This is a genomic window from Streptomyces sp. NPDC090119 (assembly GCF_044747085.1).
Classification (GTDB): Bacteria; Actinomycetota; Actinomycetes; order Streptomycetales; family Streptomycetaceae; genus Streptomyces.
In genome coordinates this window covers 927,599-950,084 of the sequence record NZ_JBIVDK010000002.1, presented here as the reverse complement: position 1 = coordinate 950,084, position 22,486 = coordinate 927,599, and the positions used below count along the sequence as shown (strand labels likewise).

Sequence of the window (22,486 nt, the reverse complement as noted above, 5' to 3'; positions counted from 1 at the left end):
TCGCCGTCCCGGATCGCGTTGCCGCCGACCACGAGTTTGCGGTCATGGACATTCCTCGTATGGGCGTACCCGAGAAGCTGGCCGAGCGGATGAGCATGGCCGAGCGGCACGAGTACCTGCGGAGCAGATTCTCCCGGCGCACCCTGATCCGGGGCGGCGCCGTCACCCTCGGCACCGTCGCGGGCGGCGCCTTCGTGCCCGGCGCCGTCACCCCGGCCGCCGCCACCCCCGCGGCCCCGGCGCCGCGCCCCACCGAGCACGTGGACGGCGCCCTGGCCGCCCCCTTCGGCCGCCACCTGGCCTGGGGCAACGACCCGCGCACCGAGGTCACCGTCTCCTGGCAGGTGCCGGTCGCCGTGAAGCGCCCCTTCATCCGGATCGGCGCCCACCCCTGGGACCTCTCCCGCAAGATCGACGCCGAGGTCCGCGCGCTGTACACCCCGGCCGGGGTCGGCGCGAGCGGCGACCACAGCCAGTACTACGTGCACGCGCGGCTGAGCCACCTGCGCCCCGGCCAGACCTACTACTACGGCGTCGGCCACCACGGCTTCGACCCCGCCGAGCCGCACCTGCTCGGCACGCTGGGCACCTTCACCACCGCCCCCGCCCACAAGGCGCCCTTCACCTTCACCGCCTTCGGCGACGAGGGCGTCGGCTACCACGGCCTCGCCAACAACGCCCTGATCCTCGGCCAGAACCCCGCCTTCCACCTGCACGCGGGCGACATCGCCTACGGCGACCCCTCCGGTGCGGGCAAGACCGCCGACACCGGCTTCGACTCCCGCACCTGGGACCAGTTCCTGCACCAGACCGAGTCCGTCGCCAAGCAGATCCCCTGGATGCCCGCCTACGGCAACCACGACATGGAAGCCTGGTACTCGCCCAACGGCTACGGCGGCGAGGAGGCCCGCTGGTCCCTCCCGGACAACGGCCCCGACGCGGCCAACCTCCCCGGCGTCTACTCCTTCGTCTACGGCAACACCGCCGTCATCTCCCTGGACGCCAACGACATCTCCTACGAGATCCCGGCCAACCTCGGCATCTCCGGGGGCACGCAGACCAGGTGGCTGGAGGCCCAGCTCAAGAAGTTCCGGGCCGCGCGGGACGTCGACTTCGTCGTCGTCTTCTTCCACCACTGCGCCTACTGCACCTCCACCGCGCATGCCTCCGAGGGCGGGGTGCGCCAGGAGTGGGTGCCGCTGTTCGAGAAGTACACCGTGGACCTGGTCATCAACGGCCACAACCACCAGTACGAGCGCACCGACGTGATCAAGGGCGACACGGTCACCAAGAAGCTCCCCATCGGCGGCACCGCCTACCCGGAGACCGAGGGCGTCGTCTACGTCACCGCGGGCGCCGCCGGGCGCAGCCTGTACGCCTTCACCGCCCCCGACACCTACGAGGGGCACGAGCACGAGGTCGAGTCCGTCTCCTCCTTCGTCAACCTCAAGGACGGCAAGAAGCCCGAGACGGTCGCCTGGTCCCGGGTGCGCTACCTCGACTACTCGTTCCTCCGCGTGGACGTCACCCCCGCGCCCAGGGGTCGGCACACCACGCTGACCGTGTCCGGCATCGCCGAGACCGGTGAGCGCATCGACCACTTCACGGTGGCCCGCCGCGCCAAGTAGCCGAACGGGCGGAGCGGGCGGTCCTCCCGGCGACCGAGGGCTGCCCGCACGGGTGGGATCGATTCACCGGATCTACGGGAGAGTGGTCTCGACCACTTCCGAAGGGAGCGCATGTGACACGGCACCACAGCACCACTCCCCGAACGACCCGAACCACCCGACCGACCCGAACGCCCCGAATCCTCGGATCGCTGCTGCTCGTCGCGGCGGCCGGTGTCTTCACCTTCGCCGCGAACCCCGCCGCGCAGGCGGCCACCCCGCCCGCGCTGGACCGGGTGGTCCCGGCACCCGCCTCGGTCGAGCCGGGCGGAACCCCGTACCGCATCACCCGCGCGACCGCCGTCCGGGTGGACGGCTCCGCCGAGGTCCGCCGGATCGGCGCCTACCTCACCGGCATCCTGCGGCCCTCCACCGGCTATCCGCTGCCGCTCACCGACCACGGCGGCAAGGGAGGCATCCGACTCCGCCTCCAGAAGGGCGACTTGGGCGCCGAGGGGTACCGGCTGCACAGCGGAGCCGGTGGCGTCACCATCACCGCCGCCGCACCCGCCGGGCTCTTCCACGGCGTGCAGACCCTGCGTCAACTGCTCCCGGCGGCCGTCGAGAAGAAGACCGTCCAGCCCGGCCCCTGGCGGGTCGCGGGCGGCACCGTCGAGGACCGGCCGCGCTACGCCTACCGGGGCGCCATGCTGGACGTCTCCCGGCACTTCCTCACCGTCGCCCAGGTCAAGCGCTACATCGACCAGTTGGCGCTTTACAAGATGAACGAGCTGCATCTGCACCTCAGCGACGACCAGGGCTGGCGCATCGCCATCGACTCCTGGCCGCGCCTGGCCGGATACGGCGGCTCCACCGAGGTCGGCGGCGGCGCGGGCGGCCACTACAGCAAGGCCGACTACCGGGAGATCGTCCGGTACGCGGCCGGCCGCTATCTCGAGGTCGTCCCCGAGATCGACATGCCCGGCCACACCAACGCCGCCCTCGCCTCCTACGCCGAGCTGAACTGCGACGGCGTGGCGCCCCCGCTCTACACCGGCACCCAGGTCGGCTTCAGCTCGCTGTGCGTGCCCAAGCAGGTCACCTACGACTTCGTGGACGACGTGATCCGCGAGCTGGCCGCGCTCACCCCGGGCCGCTATCTGCACATCGGCGGTGACGAGGCGCACTCCACCAGCCACGCGGACTACGTGACGTTCATGGACCGGGTGCAGCCGCTCGTCGCCAAGTACGGCAAGAAGGTCATCGGCTGGCACCAGCTCACCGGCGCCCATCCGGTCAAGGGCGCCCTCGCCCAGTACTGGGGCCTGGACGGCACCAGCGCGGCGGAGAAGGCGCAGGTCGCCGAGGCCGCGCGGAACGGCACCGGGCTGATCATGTCCCCGGCCGACCGGGTCTACCTCGACATGAAGTACACCAAGGACACCCCGCTCGGCCTGGAGTGGGCGGGTCTGGTGGAGGTGCGGCGGTCCTACGACTGGGACCCGGGCGCCTATCTCGACGGGGTGCCCGCCTCGGCGGTCCGGGGTGTGGAGGCGCCCCTGTGGTCGGAGACGCTGAAGAAGTCCCCGGACCTGGAGTACATGGCGTTCCCGCGGCTGCCGGGCGCGGCGGAGCTGGGCTGGTCACCGGCCGCCACCCACGACTGGGACGCCTACCGGGTGCGGCTGGCCGCGCAGGCCCCGCGCTGGGACGCCCTCGGCATCAACTACTACCGCTCACCGCAGGTCCCCTGGCCGACGGGCTGACGGGCTGACGAAAGGGTACGGGCACCCCGGAGGACCGTCTCCGGGGTGCCCGTGGTCTTGGTACGGCCCCTCAGCGCCCGGCCAGCGGGTTCTCCAGGGTGCCGATCAGCTGGAGCGCGCCGGACGGGTCGGCGAGGTCCACCATCTGCTTGTTGTTGCGGAGCTGGAGCCGGTTCAGGCAGGACAGCGCGAACTCCGGCGCGAACATGTCGTACCGCTCGAACTTCTCCGCCAGCTGGGGGTTCGCCCGCTGGTACTCGCGGGTGATCTCCGCGACCGTGTCCCAGAACTCGTCCTCGGTGAGCACGCCGTCGGCGGCCAGGTCGGCGGCGAGGAAGCGGAAGAAGCAGTCGAAGACGTCGGTGAAGATCGACAGCAGCTTCTTGTCCTCGGGCACCTCCACCCGGATGCGCTGGACCTCCGGCGGCAGGGCCGCGTCCGGGTCCATGACGGCGATCTCCTCGGCGATGTCCTTGTACACCGCGCGCCGGACCGCGCCGTCCTCCAGCACCAGGATGACGTTCTCGCCGTGCGGCATGAACACCAGGTCGTAGGCGTAGAAGCTGTGCAGCAGCGGCACGTAGTAGGCGCGCAGGTAGTCACGCAGCCAGTCGGTGGGCGTCTGCCCCGAGCGCTCGATCAGCGCGCCCGCGAAGGAGGCGCCGTCGTGGTCGGTGTGCAGCAGGGAGGCCATCGTCGCCAGCGACTCGCCCTCGGCGAGCCGGGACACCGGGGACTCGCGCCACAGGGCGGCCAGCATCTTGCGGTAGGGGGAGTAGCGGTCGGTGGCCCGCTCGTACTCCAGGTGCCGGTAGCCGACGGCCGCCTGCTCGCGGATGATCGTGAGGCCGGTCGCGGAGAGCACCGGGTCGTTCTCGATCAGCCGGGCCAGCCAGTCGTTGATCGCCGGGGTCGCCTCCATGTACGCGGCCGAAAGCCCGCGCATGAAGCCCATGTTGAGCACGGACAGCGCCGTCTTCACATAGTCCTTCTCCGGGTGCGTCCGGTTGAAGAACGTCCGGATGGACTGCTGGGCCAGGTACTCGTCGTCGCCCTCGCCCAGGCACACCAGGTTGCGGCGGGCCACCTCGGCGGCGAAGGTCACGCTGAGCTTGTTCCACCACTGCCAGGGGTGGACCGGGATCAGCAGATAGTCATCGGCGTCGAGTCCCTGGTCGGTGAGCACGCCCCGGAACCGCTCCAGGGTGGCCTCGCCCAGCTCGCGCCGGAAGAACTCCTCGTACTCGACGCCCGCGCCTGCGGTGAACGCGGCGCGCGAGCGGTGCGCGGCCAGCCAGACCAGCTTGACCGGGCTCGCGGTCTCCGGCGCGTACGCCAGGTACTCCTGGACGCCGAAGCCGAGCCGCCCGTTGTTGGCCACGAAGCAGGGGTGGCCCTCGGTCATCCCGGTCTCGATGTCCTGGAACGAGGCGCCCGCCAGCTCCTTCGCGCTGACCCGGGGCTTGGTCAGCTTGTAGCAGGTGCCGGACAGGGTGGAGGAGATCTCCTCCAGGTAGACCGGCAGGATCTCCTCGCTCAGCCCCAGGGTCTCCTGCAGCTCGATGAAGAAGTCCAGCGCCGCCAGCGGCAGTTCGTCGCCCTCGCGGACGCGGCTGATCGAGTCGGCGTCCACCTGCCAGTGGTCCAGGCCCCGGCGCACGGCGGAGAAGCGGTACGAGGTGAGCTTGTCGTCGCTGCGGACGACGTACTCCTCGCCCTCGGCCTCGGGGGTGAGCAGGCGCTCGTGCGCGAACTCGGAGAGGGCCTTGCGGATCAGCAGGCGGTTGGCCTGCTCCCAGCGCTCGGGGGAGAGGTGGGCCACGGAGTCGGCGAGGGTCATGCCGCCACCCCCGTCGCCGCCTCGAACCGTTCCCGGGTGCAGAAACTCAGCAAGGCGCGCTTCTCCGGCTTCTCTATCTCGCCCTCGGGCACGAACCCGACGGCCTCGTTCAGCGCGTGCACGGCGGTGTTGCGCACATCGGGCTCCACGACCACGCGCAGGGTGCGCGGGTCCGCGAACAGGTGCGCCATCACGGCGGTGATGACCCGCCGGGTGAACCCGTGCACCGGGGTGTCGGTGGGCGCCACCAGGAAGTGCATGCCCACATCGCCCGGCTGCGCCTCGTACAGCCCGGCCAGCTCGCGGTGCGCCGGGTCGTAGGACTCCATCAGAAAGACCGGCACCCCGTCGTCCAGGCCGAGGAAGGCGTGGTGGTGCTCGTCGGCCGCTATCTCCATGTAGGCACGCTCGACGTCCACCAGCTTCGCGTCCTGCATCATCCAGAACGCGGCCTTGGGATCGGTCACCCAGCCGTGCACCAGGCTCGCGTCCTTCAGGGGGTCGAGCGGGCGGATCGTGAAGGTCATACGGCGAACTCCTGGAAAGCGATGGTCTTCTCCACCGGGTAGTACTCCGAGCCGAGCAGCTCGCGGATGATGAAGGCGTTGCGGTAGGCACCCATGCCCAGGTCGGGGCTGGTGATGCTGTGGGTGTGGACACCGGCGTTCTGGAGGAAGACACCCCGGCCGGTGACGTCGATGGCGTAGTTGCGGCCCAGGTCGAAGTTGCCGTGGCCGTCGTAACGCAGGCGGTCGCGGACCGGCTTCAGGAACTCCGGCTCCCGGTACTGGTACCCGGTGGCCAGCACCAGCCCCTCGCTCTCCAGCTCGTAGTCCTTGGCCTGCTCCTCCTGGCGGAGGGAGAGGGTGTACGTGCCGTGCTCGTAAGAGGCGCTGTTCAGCGCGGAGTTGGTGAGCAGACGGGTCTGGACCGGGCCACCGAGGTTCTTCTGGTAGAGCAGGTCGAAGATGGCGTTGATCAGCTCGCCGTCGATGCCCTTGAACAGGCCCTTCTGCTGGGCCGTGATCCGGTACCGGGTGTCCTCGGGGAGCGCGTGGAAGTAGTCGATGTACTCCGGGGAGGTCATCTCCAGCGTGAGCTTGGTGTACTCCAGCGGGAAGAACCGCGGGGAACGGGTGACCCAGTTGAGCCGGTAGCCGTGGACGTCGATCTCGCTGAGCAGGTCGTAGTAGATCTCGGCGGCCGACTGCCCGCTGCCGACCAGGGTGATGGAGCGCTTCTTCTGCAGCTCCGCCTTGTTCGACAGATAACGGGAGTTGTGGATGAAGTCGCCGCCCAGGCCCTCACACGCCTCCGGGATGTACGGCGGGGTGCCGGTGCCGAGGACCAGGTGCTTGGCGCGGTAGGTGTCACCGGTGTCGGTGTGCACCGCGTACAGCCCGTCCTCCCAGGTCACCTCGGTGACCGTGGTGCTGAAGCGGACACTGGTCAGCTTGTTCGCGGCCCAGCGGCAGTAGTCGTCGTACTCGACCCGCAGCGGGTAGAAGTTCTCCCGGATGTAGAACGAGTACAGCCGCCCTTTTTCCTTCAGGTAGTTGAGGAAGGAGTACGGCGAGGTCGGGTCGGCCAGGGTGACCAGGTCCGACATGAACGGCGTCTGCAGGTGGGCGCCGTCCAGGAACATCCCGGCGTGCCACTCGAAGTCGGGCTTGGAGTCGAGGAAGACGCCGTTCAGTTCCTCGATGGGCTCGGTGAGGCAGGCCAGGCCGAGGTTGAAGGGGCCGAGGCCGATCCCCACGAAGTCAAGGACGGGGCTGGCTTCAGGAAGCGCGGTCAAGGGACTCTCCCAGGTACTGCTCGGCGTGGCCGGCGATCAGATCGAGGACGGCGGCCATGTCGGCCACGGTGGTCTCGGGGTTGAGCAGGGTGAACTTCAGGTAGTGGCGGCCGCCGACCTTGGTGCCCGCGACCACGGCGTCGCCGGAGGCGAACAGGGCCTTGCGGGCGTACAGGTTGGCGCGGTCGATCTCGGCCGGGTCGGTGACGTCCGCCGGGATGTAGCGGAAGACCAGGGTGGACAGCGAGGGCGCCACGACGACGTCGTAACGGGGGTCGGCGGCCAGCAACCGCCAGCCCTCCTGGGCCAGTTCGCAGACCTCGTCGAAGAGTTCGCCGATGCCGTCGGCGCCCATCACGCGCAGCGTCATCCACAGCTTGAGCGCGTCGAAGCGGCGGGTGGTCTGCAGGGACTTGTCGACCTGGTTGGGGATGCGCTCCTGCACCATGCGGCGGGGGTTGAGATAGTCCGCGTAGTAGGTGGCGTGGCGCAGGGTGGCCGCGTCCCGGACCAGCACGGCGGAGGAACTCACCGGCTGGAAGAAGGACTTGTGGTAGTCGACGGTGACGGAGTCGGCGCGCTCGATGCCGTCGATGCGGCTCCGGTGCTTCAGCGAGGTGAGCAGTCCGCAGCCGTAGGCGGCGTCCACGTGCATCCACGTCCCGAACTGCGCGCAGAGTTCCGCTATTTCGGGGAGCGGGTCGATGGATCCGAAGTCGGTGGTGCCCGCGGTGGCGACAACGGCCATCGGGACCAGACCGTCCTGGACGCAGCGCTCCAGCTCGCGGGCGAGGGCGACGGTGTGCATCCGCTTCTCGTGGTCGACCGGGATCACGACGACCGCGTCCGGGCCGAGGCCGAGGAGTTTGGCGGACTTCTTCACGCTGAAGTGGCTGACCTCGGAGGTGAAGACGCGCAGTTGACCGAAGGACTCGGCCTTGGCCTCCTCGCGGGCCAGCAGCAGGGCCTGGAGGTTGGACTGGCTGCCGCCGGAGGTGAACACCCCGTCGGCGGCGGGGCCGAAGCCGATGCGGGCGTTGGTCCAGTCGATCAGTTTCCGCTCGATGAGCGTGCCCCCGGCCGACTGGTCCCAGGTGTCCAGCGAGGAGTTGACCGCGGAGAGCACCGCCTCGCCGACCACGGCCGGGATGACGACCGGGCAGTTGAGGTGGGCGAGGTAGCGGGGGTGGTGGAAGTAGACGGCGTCCCGGAGGTAGACCTCCTCCAGCTCGTCCAGCGCGGCCGCGGTGTCGCCGAGCGGCTGGTCGAGGTCGACGGAGTCGACGCGGGGAGCGAGGTCGTCGACCGTGACACCGGTGAACGGGCTTGCGGCGGTGGCGAGTTTGGCCGCCACCCGCTCTACTCCTTCGGTCACGGAGCGGCGGTACGACTCCGCGGTGAGGCCATTGAGCAGGTGCGAGCGCATGAGGGGGTCCTCCGAGGGAAACACGAGGGGGCGTGAAGTTCCGCGGCTTCAACTTAGGTAAGCCTAACCTAAGTCAGAGTCCGGTGATCACCCCCTTCCCGTGACGGCCGTCACTCCGGGGGAGCCGTCCCTCACGCGGCGCGCAGCTGTTCCTCCGTCAGGCCCCGCCGCCAGTACCCGACGAAGGTCACCCGTCGCCGGTCGGTGCCGCGCTCGCCGACGAAGTGCCGGCGCAGCTCCCGCACCTGACCGGCCTCACCCGCGAGCCAGACGTACGGGCTGGTGTGCGCGGGGAGTTCGGCCGTGCGCAGGGCCTCGACGGGCGAGGGGGCGCCCTCGTGCCGTACCAGCCAGGTGATGCGGGCGTCCGCCTCGGTGCGCACGTCCTGGATGTCCCCGGCGTGCGGCACCTCCAGCCAGGCGTGCACCCGGGCCGACGGCGGCAGCGCCTCCAGTGCGGCCGTGGCGGCCGGTACGGCGGTCTCGTCGCCCCACATGACGATCAGGTCGGTGTCCTCCGGCGGCCGGAACCGGATGGCCCGGTTGTCGGCGATCGCCGGGCCGAGCAGCAGCACCCGGTCGCCCGCGACGGCCCCGGCGGCCCAGCGGGAGGCGGGCCCGGCCGGGACCGGGGCGCCGGGCTCGGTGCCGTGCAGGGCGAAGTCGATGTCGATCTCGTCCGGGTCCCGGCGCAGCGCCCGCAGGGTGTACGAGCGCATCACCGCCCTTACGTCGTCCGGGAGTTCACGCCAGCCGTGCCACCAGTCGTCGCCCAGCTCCAGCGGGACCGCGGGCTCGGTCTGGCCCGGTTGCGGCAGGAACAGCGAGAGGGACTGGTCGCGGCCGAGCGAGTGGAACTCGGCCAGCTCGGGGCCGGTGAAGGTGACCCGGAGCAGAGACGGACCGAGCCGCCTCGTCCGGGCCACAGAAAGGGCGAAGAAACGGAACGGGGCGGCTACGGCCGTCGTCATGCTGTGCTCCTGAACGTCAGGAAGGGTTCAGATGGGCAGGGTCAGCCGACCTTCTTGGCCGTCTCGATGGCCTTGGCGAGGTTCTCCAGCAGCGGCGCGCACTTGTCGTAGGACAGGATCGGCTCGGCGGCGCGGGGGATGACCTGGCCGGCCTTGACGGCGGGCAGCTTCTTCCAGGTGGCCTTGGTGATGTCGGCGGGCTGCAGGGCCACCGAGCGGTCGTCCATGATGATGACGTCGGCCGGGTACTTGTCGACGTTCTCCCAGCTCAGCGTCTCGAACCAGCCGCCGGTGGGCTTCTTGGCCGCCTCGGAGGGCTCGATGAAGTTCACGCCGAGGGACTTGAAGTACTCCAGGTCCGCGGAGAGGTTGGTGCCGGAGACGTAGAACGCGTCCTGCGCGGCGGAACCGGCCATGACCCGGATCTCGGGGCGGGACTTGGCCGCCTTGCGCAGCCGGGCCGCGGCCGCCTCGAAGCGCTTCTTGGCGTCGGTGACCTTGGCGGCCTTCATGTCGGCGCCGAGGGACTCGGCCAGCTCCCACACGCGCTGGAGGGGGCCGGTGAGCGGGCGGTCGTAGACCGAGACGGCGACGCTGGGGGCCAGCTTCGCTATCTTCGCGGCGGACTCCAGCGGCACGTACCAGAGAGTGCCCTGGGGGTCGAAGGTCGTGGTGATGAGGACCTGCGGAGCGAAGGCCGCGTACTCCTCGACGTTGAACTGGTTGAAGACGTTGCCGAAGACGGTCAGCTTGCTGACGTCCATGTCACCGGCCTGGGTGTCGGCCTTGCCGTCCTTGGTCTTGGTCGGGCCGAAGACGCCCTTGACCTCGACGCCGTAGTCGAACAGCGCGGCCGCGACACCGGTGAACGCGACGATCTTCGTGGGGACCGAGTCCAGCTTCACGGTCTTGCCGCGGTCGTCCTTGAAGCTCCACGCGCCGGACTTGCCGGGCTTGGCCTGCCCCTCGGAGCCACCGCTCTTCCCCTTGTCGTCACCGCACGCGGCAAGCGCGACGCCGAGACCGAGAACGCCGCCCGCGGCGAGGATGCCGCGACGAGTGGGGTGGGTGGCACGGGTGTGGGACATGGGTATGACTGCTTTCGACCGGGGCGGACACCGCCTGACCAATTCGCAGCAAGGTTAGCCTAACCTTGCCCATTGTCCAGGGCTGGGGCGTCCGCCCCCGTCGGGACGTTCTGCGAGGTCAGCCGGTCAGGCCCAACTCCCGCGCGATCAGCATGCGTTGGACCTCGCTGGTGCCCTCACCGATTTCCAGGATCTTGGAGTCGCGCCACATGCGGGCCACCGGGTACTCGTTCATGAAGCCGTAGCCGCCGTGGATCTGGGTGGCGTCACGGGCGTTGTCGACGGCGACCGTGGAGGAGTGGAGCTTGGCGATGGCGGCCTCCTTCTTGAAGGGTTCGCCCGCCACCAGGCGGGCCGCCGCGTCGCGCCAGGCGAGGCGTGCGGTGTGCGCCTTCATCTCCATGTCGGCCAGCTTGAACTGGATGGCCTGGTTGGTGCCGATGGCCCGGCCGAAGGCGTGCCGCTCCTTGGCGTACCGCACCGACTCGTCCACGCAGCCCTGGGCGAGACCGGTGCCCAGCGCGGCGATGGCGATGCGGCCCTCGTCGAGGATGCGGAGGAACTGGGCGTAGCCGCGGCCCTGTTCGCCGAGCAGGTTGGCCGCGGGAACGCGGACGTCCTGGAAGGACAGCTCACGGGTGTCCGAGGCGTTCCAGCCGACCTTGGAGTAGGGGGCCGCGACCGTGAAACCCGGCGTGCCGGACGGGACGATGATCGAGGAGATCAGCGGCTTGCCGTCCGGCTTGCGGCCGGTGACCGCCGTGACCGTCACCAGGCCGGTGATGTCCGTACCGGAGTTGGTGATGAAGCACTTGGTGCCGTTGATGACCCATTCGTCGGTGTCCGGGTCGAGGCGGGCCGTCGTACGGGTCGCGCCCGCGTCCGAGCCGCCGTCCGGCTCGGTCAGGCCGAACGCGCCCAGGATCTCGCCCGAACACAGCCGGGGCAGCCACTCGGCCTTCTGCTCCTCGGTGCCGAACAGGTGGATCGGCATGGCGCCCAGCGAGACGCCCGCCTCCAGGGTGATGGCCACCGAGGAGTCGACCCGGGCCAGCTCCTCCAGCGCGATGCCCAGCGCCAGGTAGTCGCCGCCCATCCCGCCGTACTCCTCGGGGAACGGCAGCCCGAACAGGCCCATCCGGCCCATCTCGCGGACGATCTCGTACGGGAACTCGTGCCGCTCGTAGAAGTCGCCGATCTTCGGCGCCACGACGTCGTGCGCGAACTCCTTCACCGTGCGGCGGAGTTCCTCCAGCTCGGGGCTGAGGCGGTGGTCCATGCTGATCACTGGTCCTTGTCGGGCTGGGTCGTGGGGCCGAGGGCGCGGACGGTGCGGGAGGGGCTCGGTCGGCCGAGCTGCTCCGCCATCCAGACGCTGGTGGCGGTCAGCAGCTCGAGGTCGACGCCGGTCTCTATGCCGAGGCCGCGCAGCATCCACACCAGGTCCTCGGTGGCCAGGTTGCCGGTGGCGGACTTGGCGTACGGGCAGCCGCCGAGGCCGCCCGCGGAGGCGTCGACCGTGGTGACGCCGTGCTGGAGCGCCGCGTAGGTGTTGGCGAGCGCCTGGCCGTAGGTGTCGTGGAAGTGGACGCCCAGGTCGGCCGTGGGCAGGCCCGCCTCGTTCAGCAGGGTGAGCAGGGCGCGGACCTGGCCCGGGGTGGCGACGCCGATGGTGTCGCCGAGGCTCAGTTCGTCGCAGCCCATGTCCCTGAGGGCCGCGCACACCCGGACGACCTGGGGGAGCGGTACCGCGCCCTCCCAGGGGTCGCCGAAGCACATCGACACGTAGCCGCGGACGTGGGCGCCCGCGTCCTTGGCCTGCCGTACCACCGGCTCGAACACGGCCAGCGACTCGTCCACCGTGCGGTTGAGGTTGGCCTTGGCGAAGGACTCCGTCGCGCTGGCGAACACCGCGATGCGGCGGGCCCCGAGGGCGAGGGCCCGGTCCAGGCCGCGCTGGTTGGGCACCAGCACCGGCAGTTCGGCGTCCACGTCGGACAGCTGCGGGAACAGCTCCTCGGCGTCGGCCAGTTGGGGCACCCACTTGGGGTGCACGAAGCTCGTCGCCTCGATCGTGGTCAGGCCCGCCTCGCGCAGCCGACGGATGAACTCCGCCTTCACCTTGGTCGGTACGGCCGTCTTCTCGTTCTGCAGCCCGTCCCGCGCGCCCACCTCGTGGATACGGACCCGCGCGGGCAGGCCGGGTTCGGGGACGACCATGGGCAGCGCGCTCATGCCGTCTCCTCCTTCGGCGCGATGACGGCCAGCACCTGGTCCATGGCGACCGTGCTGCCGGGCGTCACGTCGAGTTCGGCGACCGTGCCCGCGTGCGGGGCGGAGACGACGTGCTCCATCTTCATCGCCTCCACCACCAGCAGGCTCTGCCCGGCCTCGACCACGTCGCCCACGGCCACCTTCACCACCGTCACCGTGCCCGGCATGGGCGCGGTCAGCGAGTCGGCGCCCGCGTGCGCGGACCGGCTCAGCGAGGCGGCGACCGGGTCGTGGTCCCGCACCTGCCAGGCGTCTCCGTCCCGGCCCAGCCAGTCGGCGGCGCGGCGGAAGGTGTGGCGGACGCCGTCCAGGGTGACGGTCACGTGGTCGTCGGTGACCTCGGCACGGGGGGCCGCCCGAGTGACGGGTTCAAGTCCCGCGACACGCAGCGGGAACGACACCGGCTTCGGGGTGCCGCTCAGCCGCCAGCCGTCCGGCACCGAGAACGGGTCCACCCAGCCGTCGCCCTCGGGGCGCAGCTCCTCCAGGCGTACGGCCGCAGCCGCCTCGTAGACCTCCTCCGGCACCCCGGACGGGATCAGGTCGTCCACCGCGCGCTCCACCAGCCCGGTGTCCAGCTCGCCCGCCACCACCGCGGGATGCGCGAGCAGGCGGCGCAGGAAGCCCGCGTTGGTCGGGACGCCCAGGGTGACCGTCTCCGCGAGGGCCGCGCGGAGCTTGCGCAGGGCGGTCGCGCGGTCGGGGCCGTAGGCGATCACCTTGGACAGCATCGGGTCGTACAGGCTGCCGACCTCGGTGCCCTCGCTGAGCCCGGAGTCGGTGCGGACCCCGTCGCCCTGCGGCTCGGCCAGCAGCAGCACCGTGCCGCCCGAGGGGAGGAACCCGCGGGAGGGGTCCTCGGCGCAGATGCGGGCCTCCACCGCGTGCCCGGTGAGCGTGACGTCCTCCTGGGCGAAGCCCAGCGTCTCCCCGGACGCGACCCTCAACTGCCACTCGACCAGGTCCAGGCCGGTGATCAGCTCGGTCACCGGGTGCTCGACCTGGAGGCGGGTGTTCATCTCCATGAAGTAGTACGAGGACGGGTCGTTGCCCGGCACGATGAACTCCACCGTGCCCGCGCCCCGGTACCCGCAGGAGCGGGCCGCCTGCACGGCCGCCTCGCCCATCGCGGCGCGGGTCGCCTCGTCGAGCAGGACGCTGGGCGCCTCCTCGATGACCTTCTGGTGGCGTCGCTGCAGCGAGCACTCGCGCTCGCCGAGGTGCACCACGTTGCCGTGGCCGTCCGCCAGCACCTGGATCTCGATGTGCCGGGGGCGGTCGATCCACCGCTCCACCAGCAGGGTGTCGTCGCCGAAGGAGGCGCGGGCCTCGCGGCGGGCGGCCGCGATCTCCTCCTCCAGCGCGGCGACGTCCCGTACGAGACGCATGCCCTTGCCGCCGCCGCCCGCCGAGGGCTTGAGCAGCACGGGGGTGCCGATCTCGCGGGCCGCGTCGGCCAGTTCGGCGTCGGTCAGTCCGCTGCCGCTGGAGCCCGGCACGACCGGCACCCCGTACGCCGCCACCGTCTCCTTGGCGCGGATCTTGTCGCCCATCAGGGCGATGGCGTCGGCGGACGGGCCGATGAAGACGAGCCCCGCCTCCTCGCAGGCGCGCGCGAAGCCGGCGTTCTCGGCGAGGAAGCCGTAGCCGGGGTGGACGGCCTGGGCGCCGGTGCGGGCGGCGGCCTCCAGCAGCCGTTCCACCGACAGATAGCTCTCCCCGGCCGGGGCCGGGCCGATCCGGACGGCCGTGTCGGCCTCCCGGACGTGCCGCGCGTCGGCGTCGGCGTCGGAGAAGACCGCCACGGAGCGCACGCCGAGCGCGCGGAGCGTACGGATGACCCGTACGGCGATCTCGCCCCGGTTGGCGACCAGCACTGTGTCGAACACGGAAGTTCCCCTCCCTCTCACATCCGGAAGACGCCGAACCGGGGCTCTCCCAGCGGCGCGTTGGCACAGGCGGTCAGGGCGAGTCCGAGCACCTGACGGGTCTGGAGCGGGTCGATGACGCCGTCGTCCCAGAGGCGGGCGGTGGCGTAGTAGGCGCTGCCCTGGTTCTCGTACTGCGCGCGGATAGGGGCCTTGAAGGCGTCCTCGTCCTCGGCGGGCCACTCCTCGCCGCGCGCCTCCATCTGGTCCCGCTTGACGGTGGCGAGCACCGAGGCGGCCTGTTCGCCGCCCATGACGGAGATCTTGGCGCCGGGCCACATCCAGAGGAAGCGGGGGGAGTAGGCGCGGCCGCACATCGAGTAGTTGCCCGCGCCGTAGGAGCCGCCGACGACGACCGTCAGCTTCGGTACGCGGGTGCAGGCGACGGCGGTGACCATCTTGGCGCCGTGCTTGGCGATGCCGCCCGCCTCGTAGTCCTTGCCGACCATGAAGCCGGAGATGTTCTGGAGGAAGACGAGCGGGATGCCGCGCTGGTCGCACAGCTCGATGAAGTGCGCGCCCTTCTGGGCGGACTCGGAGAACAGGATGCCGTTGTTGGCGACGATGCCGACCGGGTGGCCGTGGATACGGGCGAAGCCGGTGACCAGGGTCTGGCCGAACTCCGACTTGAACTCGCTGAAGCGCGAGCCGTCCACCACGCGGGCGATGATCTCGCGGACGTCGTACGGGGTGCGGGAGTCGACCGGGACCGCGCCGTACAGCCCGAAGGGGTCGACCTTGGGCTCGACGGCCGCCGTCACCTCCCAGGGGGCGTCCTTGCGGGCGGGGAGGGTGGCGACGATGTTCCGCACGATCCTCAGCGCGTGCGCGTCGTCCTCCGCGAGGTGGTCGGTGACGCCGGAGACGCGGGAGTGGACCTCGCCGCCGCCCAGCTCCTCCGCCGTGACGACCTCGCCGGTGGCGGCCTTCACCAGCGGGGGGCCGCCGAGGAAGATGGTGCCCTGGTCGCGGACGATCACGGCCTCGTCGCTCATCGCCGGGACGTACGCGCCGCCCGCCGTGCAGGAGCCGAGGACGGCCGCGATCTGCGGGATTCCGGCCGCCGACATGCGGGCCTGGTTGTAGAAGATGCGGCCGAAGTGGTCGCGGTCGGGGAAGACCTCGTCCTGCATGGGCAGGAAGGCGCCGCCGGAGTCCACCAGGTAGACGCAGGGCAGGCGGTTGTCGAGGGCCACCTCCTGGGCGCGCAGGTGCTTCTTCACCGTCATCGGGTAGTACGTGCCGCCCTTGACGGTCGCGTCGTTGGCGACGATCACGCACTCGCGCCCGCTGACCCGGCCGATCCCGGCGATCACCCCCGCCGCCGGGGCCTGTCCCTCGTACATCCCGTCGGCCGCCAGGGGGGCCAGCTCCAGGAAGGGGGAGCCGGGGTCGAGCAGGGCGTCCACCCGGTCCCGGGGGAGCAGCTTGCCGCGCGCGGTGTGCCGGGCGCGCGCCTTCTCGCCGCCGCCGAGGGCCGCTTGCGCGAGCTTGGCGCGCAGTTCCTCGCCCAGGGCGAGATGGGCCTGTTCATTGGCCCGCCAGGGCTCCGACGCGGGGTCTGCCGCGCTCGTCAGCTCCGGTGCCTCGTGCATCCTGCGAACCCCTCACCTTGTTAATGAGCGTTAACGCATTTCCTTCAGGTTAACGACCGCTAACCTCCCTGTCTACAATGACCCGCATGGCCAGCAGAACCGACGCCCCGACCCGGCGGCAGCAGATCCTCAGGGAGGCCGCCCGCCTCTTCGCCGAGCGCGGGTTCCACGGCGTGGGCGTGGACGAGATAGGGGCGGCGGTCGGCATCAGCGGCCCCGGCCTCTACCGGCACTTCCCCGGCAAGGACGCGATGCTCGCGGAGCTGCTGGTGGGCATCAGCGGCCAGCTCCTCACCGGCGCGCGCCGCCGCCTGGCGGAGACGGACGGCCACGCGGGCCCGTCCGAGGTGCTGGACTCCCTCATCGAGGGCCACATCGACTTCGCCCTGGACGACCGCCCCCTGATCACCCTCCACGACCGCGAGCTGGACCGGCTGCGCGACAGCGACCGCAAGCTGGTCCGCCAGCTCCAGCGCCAGTACGTCGAACTCTGGGTCGGCGTCGTCCGCGAGGCCCACCCCACCCTCACGGAACCCGCCGCCCGCTCCGCCGTCCACTCCGTCTTCGGCCTCCTCAACTCCACCCCCCACCTCGGCCGCTCCGGCACCCTCCCGGGCCGAGCGACGACGGCGACGCTGCTGCACCGGATGGCACGGGGGGCGTTCGCCGCGGCCGACGCCCAGGCGTGACGAGCGTTACGGTCCCCACCCCCTGGACTCCCTTCCGTACTCGCCGGTACCTTCGGTTGAGCAAGCGCTTAGACATGCCCTGTGTCATGCCGAGGTACGTGGAGGTGGCGGCGTGCGCCGTACGGTGTTCAACGAGGATCACGAGGCGTTCCGGGAGACTCTCCGGGACTTCATCGAGTCCGAGGTCGTGCCGGTCTACGACGAGTGGTTCGCCGCCGGTCAGGCTCCGCGCGACTTCTACTACAAGCTCGGCGAGCTGGGCATCTTCGGCATCAACGTGCCCGAGGAGTTCGGCGGCGCGGGCATGGACAGCCACAAGTTCGAGGCGGTCCTCTACGAGGAGACCTCCCGCGCGGGCGTCCAGTTCGGCGGCTCCGGCGTGCACGTGCTGCTCGCCCTCCCCTACATCAAGATGCTGGCCACGGACGAGCAGAAGAAGCGTTTCCTGCCGAAGTTCGTCACCGGCGAGGAGATGTGGGCCATCGCGATGACCGAGCCCGGCACCGGCTCGGACCTCGCGGGCATGAAGACCACCGCCAAGCTCTCCGAGGACGGCACCCACTACGTCCTCAACGGCGCCAAGACCTTCATCACCGGCGGTGTGCACGCCGACAAGGTCATCGTCTGCGCCCGCACCTCCGCCCCGAAGGAGGACGACCGCCGGTTCGGCATCTCCCTCTTCGCCGTGGACACCAAGTCCGAGGGCTACTCGGTGGGCCGCAAGCTGGACAAGCTCGGCCTGAAGACCTCCGACACCGCCGAACTCGCCTTCGTGGACGTCAAGGTCCCCGTCGAGGACCTGCTCGGCGAGGAGAACAAGGGCTTCTCCTACCTCGGCCACAACCTGGCCTCCGAGCGCTGGGGCATCGCCTTCGGCGCCTACGCCCAGGCCAAGGCCGCCGTCCGCTTCGCCAAGCAGTACGTGCAGGACCGTACGGTCTTCGGCAAGCAGGTCTCGCACTTCCAGAACACCAAGTTCGAGCTGGCCGCCTGCCAGGCCGAGGTGGACGCCGCCGAGGCCGTCGCCGACCGCGCCACCGAGGCGCTGGACGCCGGTGAGCTGACCCCCGCCGAGGCTGCCTCCGCCAAGCTGTTCTGCACCGAGGTCGCCCACCGCGTGATCGACCGCTGCCTCCAGCTGCACGGCGGCTACGGCTACATGAACGAGTACCCGATCGCCCGCCTGTACGCGGACAACCGCGTCAACCGCATCTACGGCGGCACCAGCGAGATCATGAAGTCGATCATCGCCAAGGACATGGGCCTGTAAGGCCCCCGCAATGACTGGCCGGTACAACTACACGCCATGAGCCAGGCACTTCAGGACCTCCTCGATCTGCTCGACCTCGAGCGGATCGAGGAGGACATCTACCGCGGGCAGTCCCGCTCCGCCGTCGTCCCCCGCGTCTTCGGCGGCCAGGTCGCCGCACAGGCGCTGGTCGCGGCGGGGCGCACGGTCCCCGCCGACCGCGCCGCCCACTCGCTGCACGCGTACTTCCTGCGCACCGGCGACCCCGGCGCGCCCATCGTGTACAGCGTCGACCGCATCCGCGACGGCCGCTCCTTCACCACCCGCCGCGTGGTCGCCGTCCAGCACGGCAAGCCGATCTTCCACCTCTCCGCGTCCTTCCAGGCGTACGAGGACGGCCTCGACCACCAGGCCCCCATGCCGCCCGCGCCCGACCCGGCCACCCTGCCGACGTCCCAGGAACGCCTGCGCGGCTACGCCCACCTCGACCCCGAGGTGGTGGAACGCTTCCTGGAGGCCCGCGAGGCGATCGACCTGCGGTACGTGGACGAGCCGCCGTACGGCGAGTTCGGCACCCCGCGCGAGCCGCACAGCCAGGTCTGGTTCCGCGCCAACGGCAAGCTGGACGACGACCCCCTGCTGCACGTCGTCCTCGCCACCTACGTCTCCGACATGACCCTGCTCGACTCGGTGCTGCTCGCCCACGGGCGCGGCGGCTGGGCCGTCGGGGACGTCGTCGGGGCCTCCCTGGACCACGCGATGTGGTTCCACCGCCCCTTCCGCGCCGACGAGTGGCTGCTGTACGACCAGGAGTCACCGTCCGCGCACGGCGGCCGGGGTCTGGGCCAGGCCCGGATCTACACGACGGACGGCCGGCTCGCCATCTCCGTCGTCCAGGAGGGCGTGGTCCGCGTCCCCCGCTGAGGCATCAACTCCGCTGCCGGGCGCCGGAGATGACCCCGTCCACGGGGCCTCCGGCGCTCTCGGTTGCGAGGGGTGCCGGGCCGTGCGGACGGTGCCTGCGAGGACCCGTCACTCAGTAGACCGCTCAACAGGACGCGCGACGCATCCGGGACTAGGCTCTATGAGTGAAAGCCGCAGCACACGGTTTGCCCGGCCGACGAGGACTCCGGTGTCCCGGACCTCAGCCGCTGCGCCCGGAGTACATGTCCGGGTGACTCGCAGGCGTCGGCGGTGCGGGACCGTGCCGCTCAGCAGACTGCGGATACCTGAAGACCGTGCCGCATCTTCCTCTTCGCGGTGACGGCCATCCACCTCGCGCCCAGATCGGGATCGCGAGAACGATGGAGATGGAAGGTAATTTCCCATGCGATCACAGCGCGCGAGGCGCCTCGTCGCCCTGTCCGCCACCGGCCTCCTGCTGGCCGGCGGAGCAGCGGTGGGCGCCGCGGGCACCGCTTCGGCGACCCAGAACGGGCACCACAGCTCCTACGACCGGGACTACCGGGACGGTCACCACAACAGGTACAACCACGACCGCGGCTGGTGGAACGATGACGACTGGGGTCGTCACCACCGTCACCACAACAACTGGAACAACTGGAACGACTGGGGTGACAACGACAACTACTGGGGTGGCTACGGCCACGGCGGCTACGGCCACAACGGCTACGGCCACGGCGGCGGCTACGGCGGCGGTCATGGCGGCGGCTACGGTGGCGGCCACGGCGGCGGCTACGGCGGTGGCGGTCACGGTGGTGGCGGTCACGGCGGTGGCGGAGGCCACGGTCGCTGACAGCACCGCGAACTGAGCGCGACGTGCGGCCCTCATCGAGGGCCGCACCTCGCGTTCGGGGCCCGGGCTCAGATCAGCCCGGCCTCGCTCAGCAGATACGCCGTCATCGGGTCGTAGTGCCGGGGGCTGACCACGTGGTCGTCGAGCGGCACCGCCACCTGGAGGGTGCCCTCGGACTCGGCGAGGAACAGCGCCGGGTCGTTGCAGTCGGCGTACCCGGCGGCGTCCACGCCGTGCTGCGCCGCGTACCCGGCCCAGCCGTGGTCGGCCACGACGAGGTCCGGCAGGTCGCGGCCCTCGCGCTCAAGTCCGGTGAGGATGGCGCGCATCGGCTCACCGGAGTGGGTGTGCCAGAGGGTCGCGCCGTGCTCCAGGACGGCCACGTCCGCGAACTGCACGACGTACCCCTCGTCGGTCTGGAGCCGCTCCGGGATGACGACGATCTCGCAGCCCGCGGCGCGCAGCGCGGCGGCGGTGGCCCGGTGCACGTCCAGCAGGCCACCGGGGTGCCCGGTGGCGAACAGCACCCGCTGCCGGTCCTCGGCGGCCTTGCGCAGCCTCAGCGCGAGCCGCTCCAGCGCGTCCACCGTCAGCTCCGGGTCGATGGTGTCCTGCCCGTACCGGTGCTCGGCGTCGTCGTTCACGCCGACCCGCTCGGCCATCACCGCGAGCACGTCCTGCTCGTCGGTCCAGCGGTCGCCCAGCTCCAGGCCGAGCCAGTAGTGCCGGTCGCCGTTGGCCAGCCTGCGGTAGTGGGAGAGGTTGTTCTCGCGGGGCGTGGCCACGTCCCCCGCGATCCGCGTTCTCACCAGATGGTCGACGAGCTGAGCACGGCTGGGCGTCCCGGATATCGGCATGCCCCCCATTGTGGGGCAGCGAACGATCCGCCGTCTCCGGGACGCCCCTCTTCCGGGGGACCCTTGTGGATCTAGTGAGGAGCTAGTTGTTCCGCAGGGCGAACCACAGCTCCATGCGGACGTCCGGATCGTCCAGATCCGTGTCGAGGAGGGCCGCGCAGCGGGTGATGCGCTGGCGGACGGTGTTGCGGTGCACGTCCAGCGCGACCGCCGTGCGGTCCCAACTCCCGTGCAGGGACAGCCAGGTGCGCAGGGTCTCGGTGAGCGCGGGGCCCGCCGCGAGCGGGGCGAGCAGGGCCCGCGCGTGCTCCTCCGCGTCCGCGCGCGGCACCAGCTCCGACAGCCCGGGCCGGGCACCGTGCCGGACCAGCGGGGTACGGGTGGCGCGGGCGCGGGCCAGCGCGCGGGCGGCCTGCGCGTCGGCGGACGGCCAGTCGGCGGGCCCCGCGGGCGCGCCGACGCCCAGCGTCCAGCCGGGCTGCGCGGCCGGTTCCCGCCCGGCGGGCACGAGGACGCGTACGACGTCACGGTCCAGGTCGACCAGGGGTGAGCCGAGCGCGGTGCCGAGGGCGGCCGCGCCCACCGGGTCCGGCGTGCCGTTCTCCGGGCGGGCGTGCACCACGAGCCACCCGGCGTCGTCCGTGCCGCCGAGCAGCGCGGCCACCTCCGCCGGGGCCGCGCCCAGCAGCAGCCTGACCAGCGCGGAGGAGCGGGCCGCGCCCGCCCCGCTCTGGTGCTCACCGGTCAGCAGGGAGAGCAGCACGGCGGCGACGGAGGCGATGGTGTGGTCGGCCGGTTCGCGCCGCCCGGTCGCCACCCCCAGCACGAACCCGCTGCTCCCGCCGAGGGCGTAGGCGGCGAGCTGGATCTCCCCGAGGGAGTCGGTGGCCGAGGCGGGGGCGTCCCGGGCGGTGCCCGGCCGCACGACCCCGGTCAGCTTGCGCAGCGCCTCCTGCGTGCCCGGCACCGGGGCGCGGCCCGCGCTCGCGATCACCGTGCCGTCGGGGCCGTGCAGGAGGGCCTGGGCGGAGAGGCGCTGGGCGAGCTGGCGCAGGACCGAGGGCACCGGGTCGGGGCGGGACGCGGCGGCGGCCAGGCTCTGCTGGGCCTCCGTGACCCGGCGCAGCTCGGCCAGCCGGGCCTGCGCCATCAGCTGCCACACCGCGCGCGCGACCCCGGAGAACGTGGTCCGGGGCGGCACCTCCAGCAGCGGCAGCCCGTACGCGTCGCAGGCCGCGACCAGCGCGCGTGGCACGGTGTCGTGCACCGGGGCCAGCCCGAAGCCGAGGGCCGCGCCACCCGCCGCGACGATCCGGGACACGTAGTCGTCGAAATAGGCGCCCGCCCCCGCCGCCTCCGGCACATGCACCCCCGCCGTCAGCAGCAGCTCGCCGCCCAGCAGGTACGGGTACGGGTCGGCCATCTCCGAGGTGTGCGCCCAGTGGATCACGGTGTCCGGGGCCGGGGGACCGGCGATCTGCCGCAGGCCCAGGTCCTCGCGGGCCAGCAGCGCGGAGAGCGGCACGGGCGGGGTCGGCGGGACGGACGGGGTGGTTGGCTCCGACATGGTGTGCACATCCTCCTGTCCACCCCGTTCATATGGATGAAACGTACACTTCGCAGTCGCTTTCCGGCCACCTAG

The 22,486-nt window shown here is 71.2% G+C and carries 18 protein-coding genes; 6 read left to right on the top strand and 12 right to left on the bottom strand.

Annotation, left to right across the window (positions count from 1 at the left end; all coding sequences use genetic code 11):
* The first annotated feature begins 59 nt into the window (after positions 1-59).
* A complete protein-coding gene (locus ACIPPM_RS11665) occupies positions 60-1,628 on the top strand; it encodes a purple acid phosphatase family protein (protein ID WP_401446450.1) in 1,569 nt (522 codons plus the stop codon).
* Between the two features lie 113 nt (positions 1,629-1,741).
* Positions 1,742-3,373: a beta-N-acetylhexosaminidase gene (locus ACIPPM_RS11660; protein WP_401445947.1), complete on the top strand. Its 1,632-nt coding sequence runs from the start codon at positions 1,742-1,744 to the stop codon at positions 3,371-3,373.
* 70 nt (positions 3,374-3,443) lie between these two features.
* Here ACIPPM_RS11660 and ACIPPM_RS11655 read toward each other — a convergent pair whose 3' ends face one another.
* From ACIPPM_RS11655 to ACIPPM_RS11610, 10 genes are all read right to left on the bottom strand, one after another.
* A complete protein-coding gene (locus ACIPPM_RS11655; protein ID WP_401445945.1) occupies positions 3,444-5,213 on the bottom strand; it encodes an IucA/IucC family protein in 1,770 nt (589 codons plus the stop codon).
* Positions 5,210-5,740 carry a GNAT family N-acetyltransferase gene (locus tag ACIPPM_RS11650; protein ID WP_401445943.1) on the bottom strand — a complete coding sequence of 177 codons (531 nt, stop codon included), beginning with the start codon at positions 5,738-5,740 and terminating at the stop codon, positions 5,210-5,212. Before ACIPPM_RS11650 ends, ACIPPM_RS11655 begins: the two co-directional genes overlap by 4 nt.
* The gene (locus tag ACIPPM_RS11645; protein ID WP_401445940.1) at positions 5,737-7,011 is read right to left on the bottom strand and encodes a lysine N(6)-hydroxylase/L-ornithine N(5)-oxygenase family protein; all 1,275 of its coding nucleotides are present in this window, start codon (positions 7,009-7,011) and stop codon (positions 5,737-5,739) included. The genes ACIPPM_RS11650 and ACIPPM_RS11645 overlap by 4 nt, the downstream gene beginning before the upstream one ends.
* Positions 6,995-8,437: a lysine decarboxylase DesA gene (gene desA, locus ACIPPM_RS11640; protein WP_401445938.1), complete on the bottom strand. Its 1,443-nt coding sequence runs from the start codon at positions 8,435-8,437 to the stop codon at positions 6,995-6,997. Before desA ends, ACIPPM_RS11645 begins: the two co-directional genes overlap by 17 nt.
* 131 nt (positions 8,438-8,568) lie before the next feature.
* On the bottom strand, positions 8,569-9,408 hold the full coding sequence (locus ACIPPM_RS11635; protein WP_401445936.1) for a siderophore-interacting protein: 840 nt from the start codon (positions 9,406-9,408) through the stop codon (positions 8,569-8,571).
* Between the two features lie 41 nt (positions 9,409-9,449).
* Positions 9,450-10,496 (bottom strand): ABC transporter substrate-binding protein, encoded by a 1,047-nt coding sequence (locus tag ACIPPM_RS11630; protein WP_401445933.1) that lies wholly within the window; start codon positions 10,494-10,496, stop codon positions 9,450-9,452.
* A 118-nt stretch (positions 10,497-10,614) separates the two neighbouring features.
* The gene (locus tag ACIPPM_RS11625; protein WP_401445931.1) at positions 10,615-11,775 is read right to left on the bottom strand and encodes an acyl-CoA dehydrogenase family protein; all 1,161 of its coding nucleotides are present in this window, start codon (positions 11,773-11,775) and stop codon (positions 10,615-10,617) included.
* Positions 11,776-11,780: 5 nt separating this feature from the next.
* Positions 11,781-12,731 (bottom strand): hydroxymethylglutaryl-CoA lyase, encoded by a 951-nt coding sequence (locus tag ACIPPM_RS11620; RefSeq protein WP_401445929.1) that lies wholly within the window; start codon positions 12,729-12,731, stop codon positions 11,781-11,783.
* On the bottom strand, positions 12,728-14,659 hold the full coding sequence (locus ACIPPM_RS11615; protein ID WP_401445926.1) for an acetyl-CoA carboxylase biotin carboxylase subunit: 1,932 nt from the start codon (positions 14,657-14,659) through the stop codon (positions 12,728-12,730). The genes ACIPPM_RS11620 and ACIPPM_RS11615 overlap by 4 nt, the downstream gene beginning before the upstream one ends.
* Before the next feature lie 17 nt (positions 14,660-14,676).
* Positions 14,677-16,293 carry a carboxyl transferase domain-containing protein gene (locus tag ACIPPM_RS11610; RefSeq protein ID WP_401445923.1) on the bottom strand — a complete coding sequence of 539 codons (1,617 nt, stop codon included), beginning with the start codon at positions 16,291-16,293 and terminating at the stop codon, positions 14,677-14,679.
* An 86-nt stretch (positions 16,294-16,379) separates the two neighbouring features.
* Between ACIPPM_RS11610 and ACIPPM_RS11605 the strand changes: the two genes are divergently transcribed.
* The 4 genes from ACIPPM_RS11605 to ACIPPM_RS11590 all read left to right on the top strand — a co-directional run bounded on the left by ACIPPM_RS11605 (position 16,380) and on the right by ACIPPM_RS11590 (position 19,987).
* Positions 16,380-16,982 (top strand): TetR/AcrR family transcriptional regulator, encoded by a 603-nt coding sequence (locus tag ACIPPM_RS11605; RefSeq protein ID WP_401445921.1) that lies wholly within the window; start codon positions 16,380-16,382, stop codon positions 16,980-16,982.
* Positions 16,983-17,094: 112 nt separating this feature from the next.
* Positions 17,095-18,252 carry an acyl-CoA dehydrogenase family protein gene (locus tag ACIPPM_RS11600; RefSeq protein WP_401445918.1) on the top strand — a complete coding sequence of 386 codons (1,158 nt, stop codon included), beginning with the start codon at positions 17,095-17,097 and terminating at the stop codon, positions 18,250-18,252.
* A gap of 36 nt (positions 18,253-18,288) precedes the next feature.
* Positions 18,289-19,155, top strand: coding sequence for an acyl-CoA thioesterase II (gene tesB, locus ACIPPM_RS11595; RefSeq protein WP_393596799.1), 867 nt, complete (start codon positions 18,289-18,291; stop codon positions 19,153-19,155).
* Positions 19,156-19,558: 403 nt separating this feature from the next.
* Entirely contained in the window at positions 19,559-19,987 is a 429-nt protein-coding gene (locus ACIPPM_RS11590) for a hypothetical protein (RefSeq protein ID WP_401445916.1), read from the top strand.
* Positions 19,988-20,055: 68 nt separating this feature from the next.
* On the opposite strand, the gene ACIPPM_RS11585 is transcribed toward ACIPPM_RS11590, so the two are convergent.
* Both ACIPPM_RS11585 and ACIPPM_RS11580 read right to left on the bottom strand, forming a co-directional pair.
* Positions 20,056-20,844, bottom strand: a complete 789-nt coding sequence (locus tag ACIPPM_RS11585; RefSeq protein WP_401445913.1) for a phosphatase — start codon at positions 20,842-20,844, stop codon at positions 20,056-20,058.
* Positions 20,845-20,926: 82 nt separating this feature from the next.
* Positions 20,927-22,411 carry a PucR family transcriptional regulator ligand-binding domain-containing protein gene (locus ACIPPM_RS11580; protein WP_401445910.1) on the bottom strand — a complete coding sequence of 495 codons (1,485 nt, stop codon included), beginning with the start codon at positions 22,409-22,411 and terminating at the stop codon, positions 20,927-20,929.
* Between the last annotated feature and the right edge of the window lie 75 nt (positions 22,412-22,486).

What these genes read in the sequence shown, in the direction of transcription:
- ACIPPM_RS11605 (WP_401445921.1), top strand. Translation starts at nt 16,380, where the DNA reads ATGGCCAGCAGAACCGACGCCCCGACCCGGCGGCAGCAGATCCTCAGG.
- desA (WP_401445938.1), bottom strand. Translation starts at nt 8,437, where the DNA reads ATGCGCTCGCACCTGCTCAATGGCCTCACCGCGGAGTCGTACCGCCGC.
- ACIPPM_RS11650 (WP_401445943.1), bottom strand. Translation starts at nt 5,740, where the DNA reads ATGACCTTCACGATCCGCCCGCTCGACCCCCTGAAGGACGCGAGCCTG.
- ACIPPM_RS11630 (WP_401445933.1), bottom strand. Translation starts at nt 10,496, where the DNA reads ATGTCCCACACCCGTGCCACCCACCCCACTCGTCGCGGCATCCTCGCC.
- ACIPPM_RS11665 (WP_401446450.1), top strand. Translation starts at nt 60, where the DNA reads ATGGGCGTACCCGAGAAGCTGGCCGAGCGGATGAGCATGGCCGAGCGG.
- ACIPPM_RS11635 (WP_401445936.1), bottom strand. Translation starts at nt 9,408, where the DNA reads ATGACGACGGCCGTAGCCGCCCCGTTCCGTTTCTTCGCCCTTTCTGTG.
- ACIPPM_RS11580 (WP_401445910.1), bottom strand. Translation starts at nt 22,411, where the DNA reads ATGTCGGAGCCAACCACCCCGTCCGTCCCGCCGACCCCGCCCGTGCCG.
- ACIPPM_RS11590 (WP_401445916.1), top strand. Translation starts at nt 19,559, where the DNA reads ATGCGATCACAGCGCGCGAGGCGCCTCGTCGCCCTGTCCGCCACCGGC.
- ACIPPM_RS11625 (WP_401445931.1), bottom strand. Translation starts at nt 11,775, where the DNA reads ATGGACCACCGCCTCAGCCCCGAGCTGGAGGAACTCCGCCGCACGGTG.
- ACIPPM_RS11655 (WP_401445945.1), bottom strand. Translation starts at nt 5,213, where the DNA reads ATGACCCTCGCCGACTCCGTGGCCCACCTCTCCCCCGAGCGCTGGGAG.
- tesB (WP_393596799.1), top strand. Translation starts at nt 18,289, where the DNA reads ATGAGCCAGGCACTTCAGGACCTCCTCGATCTGCTCGACCTCGAGCGG.
- ACIPPM_RS11610 (WP_401445923.1), bottom strand. Translation starts at nt 16,293, where the DNA reads ATGCACGAGGCACCGGAGCTGACGAGCGCGGCAGACCCCGCGTCGGAG.
- ACIPPM_RS11585 (WP_401445913.1), bottom strand. Translation starts at nt 20,844, where the DNA reads ATGCCGATATCCGGGACGCCCAGCCGTGCTCAGCTCGTCGACCATCTG.
- ACIPPM_RS11620 (WP_401445929.1), bottom strand. Translation starts at nt 12,731, where the DNA reads ATGAGCGCGCTGCCCATGGTCGTCCCCGAACCCGGCCTGCCCGCGCGG.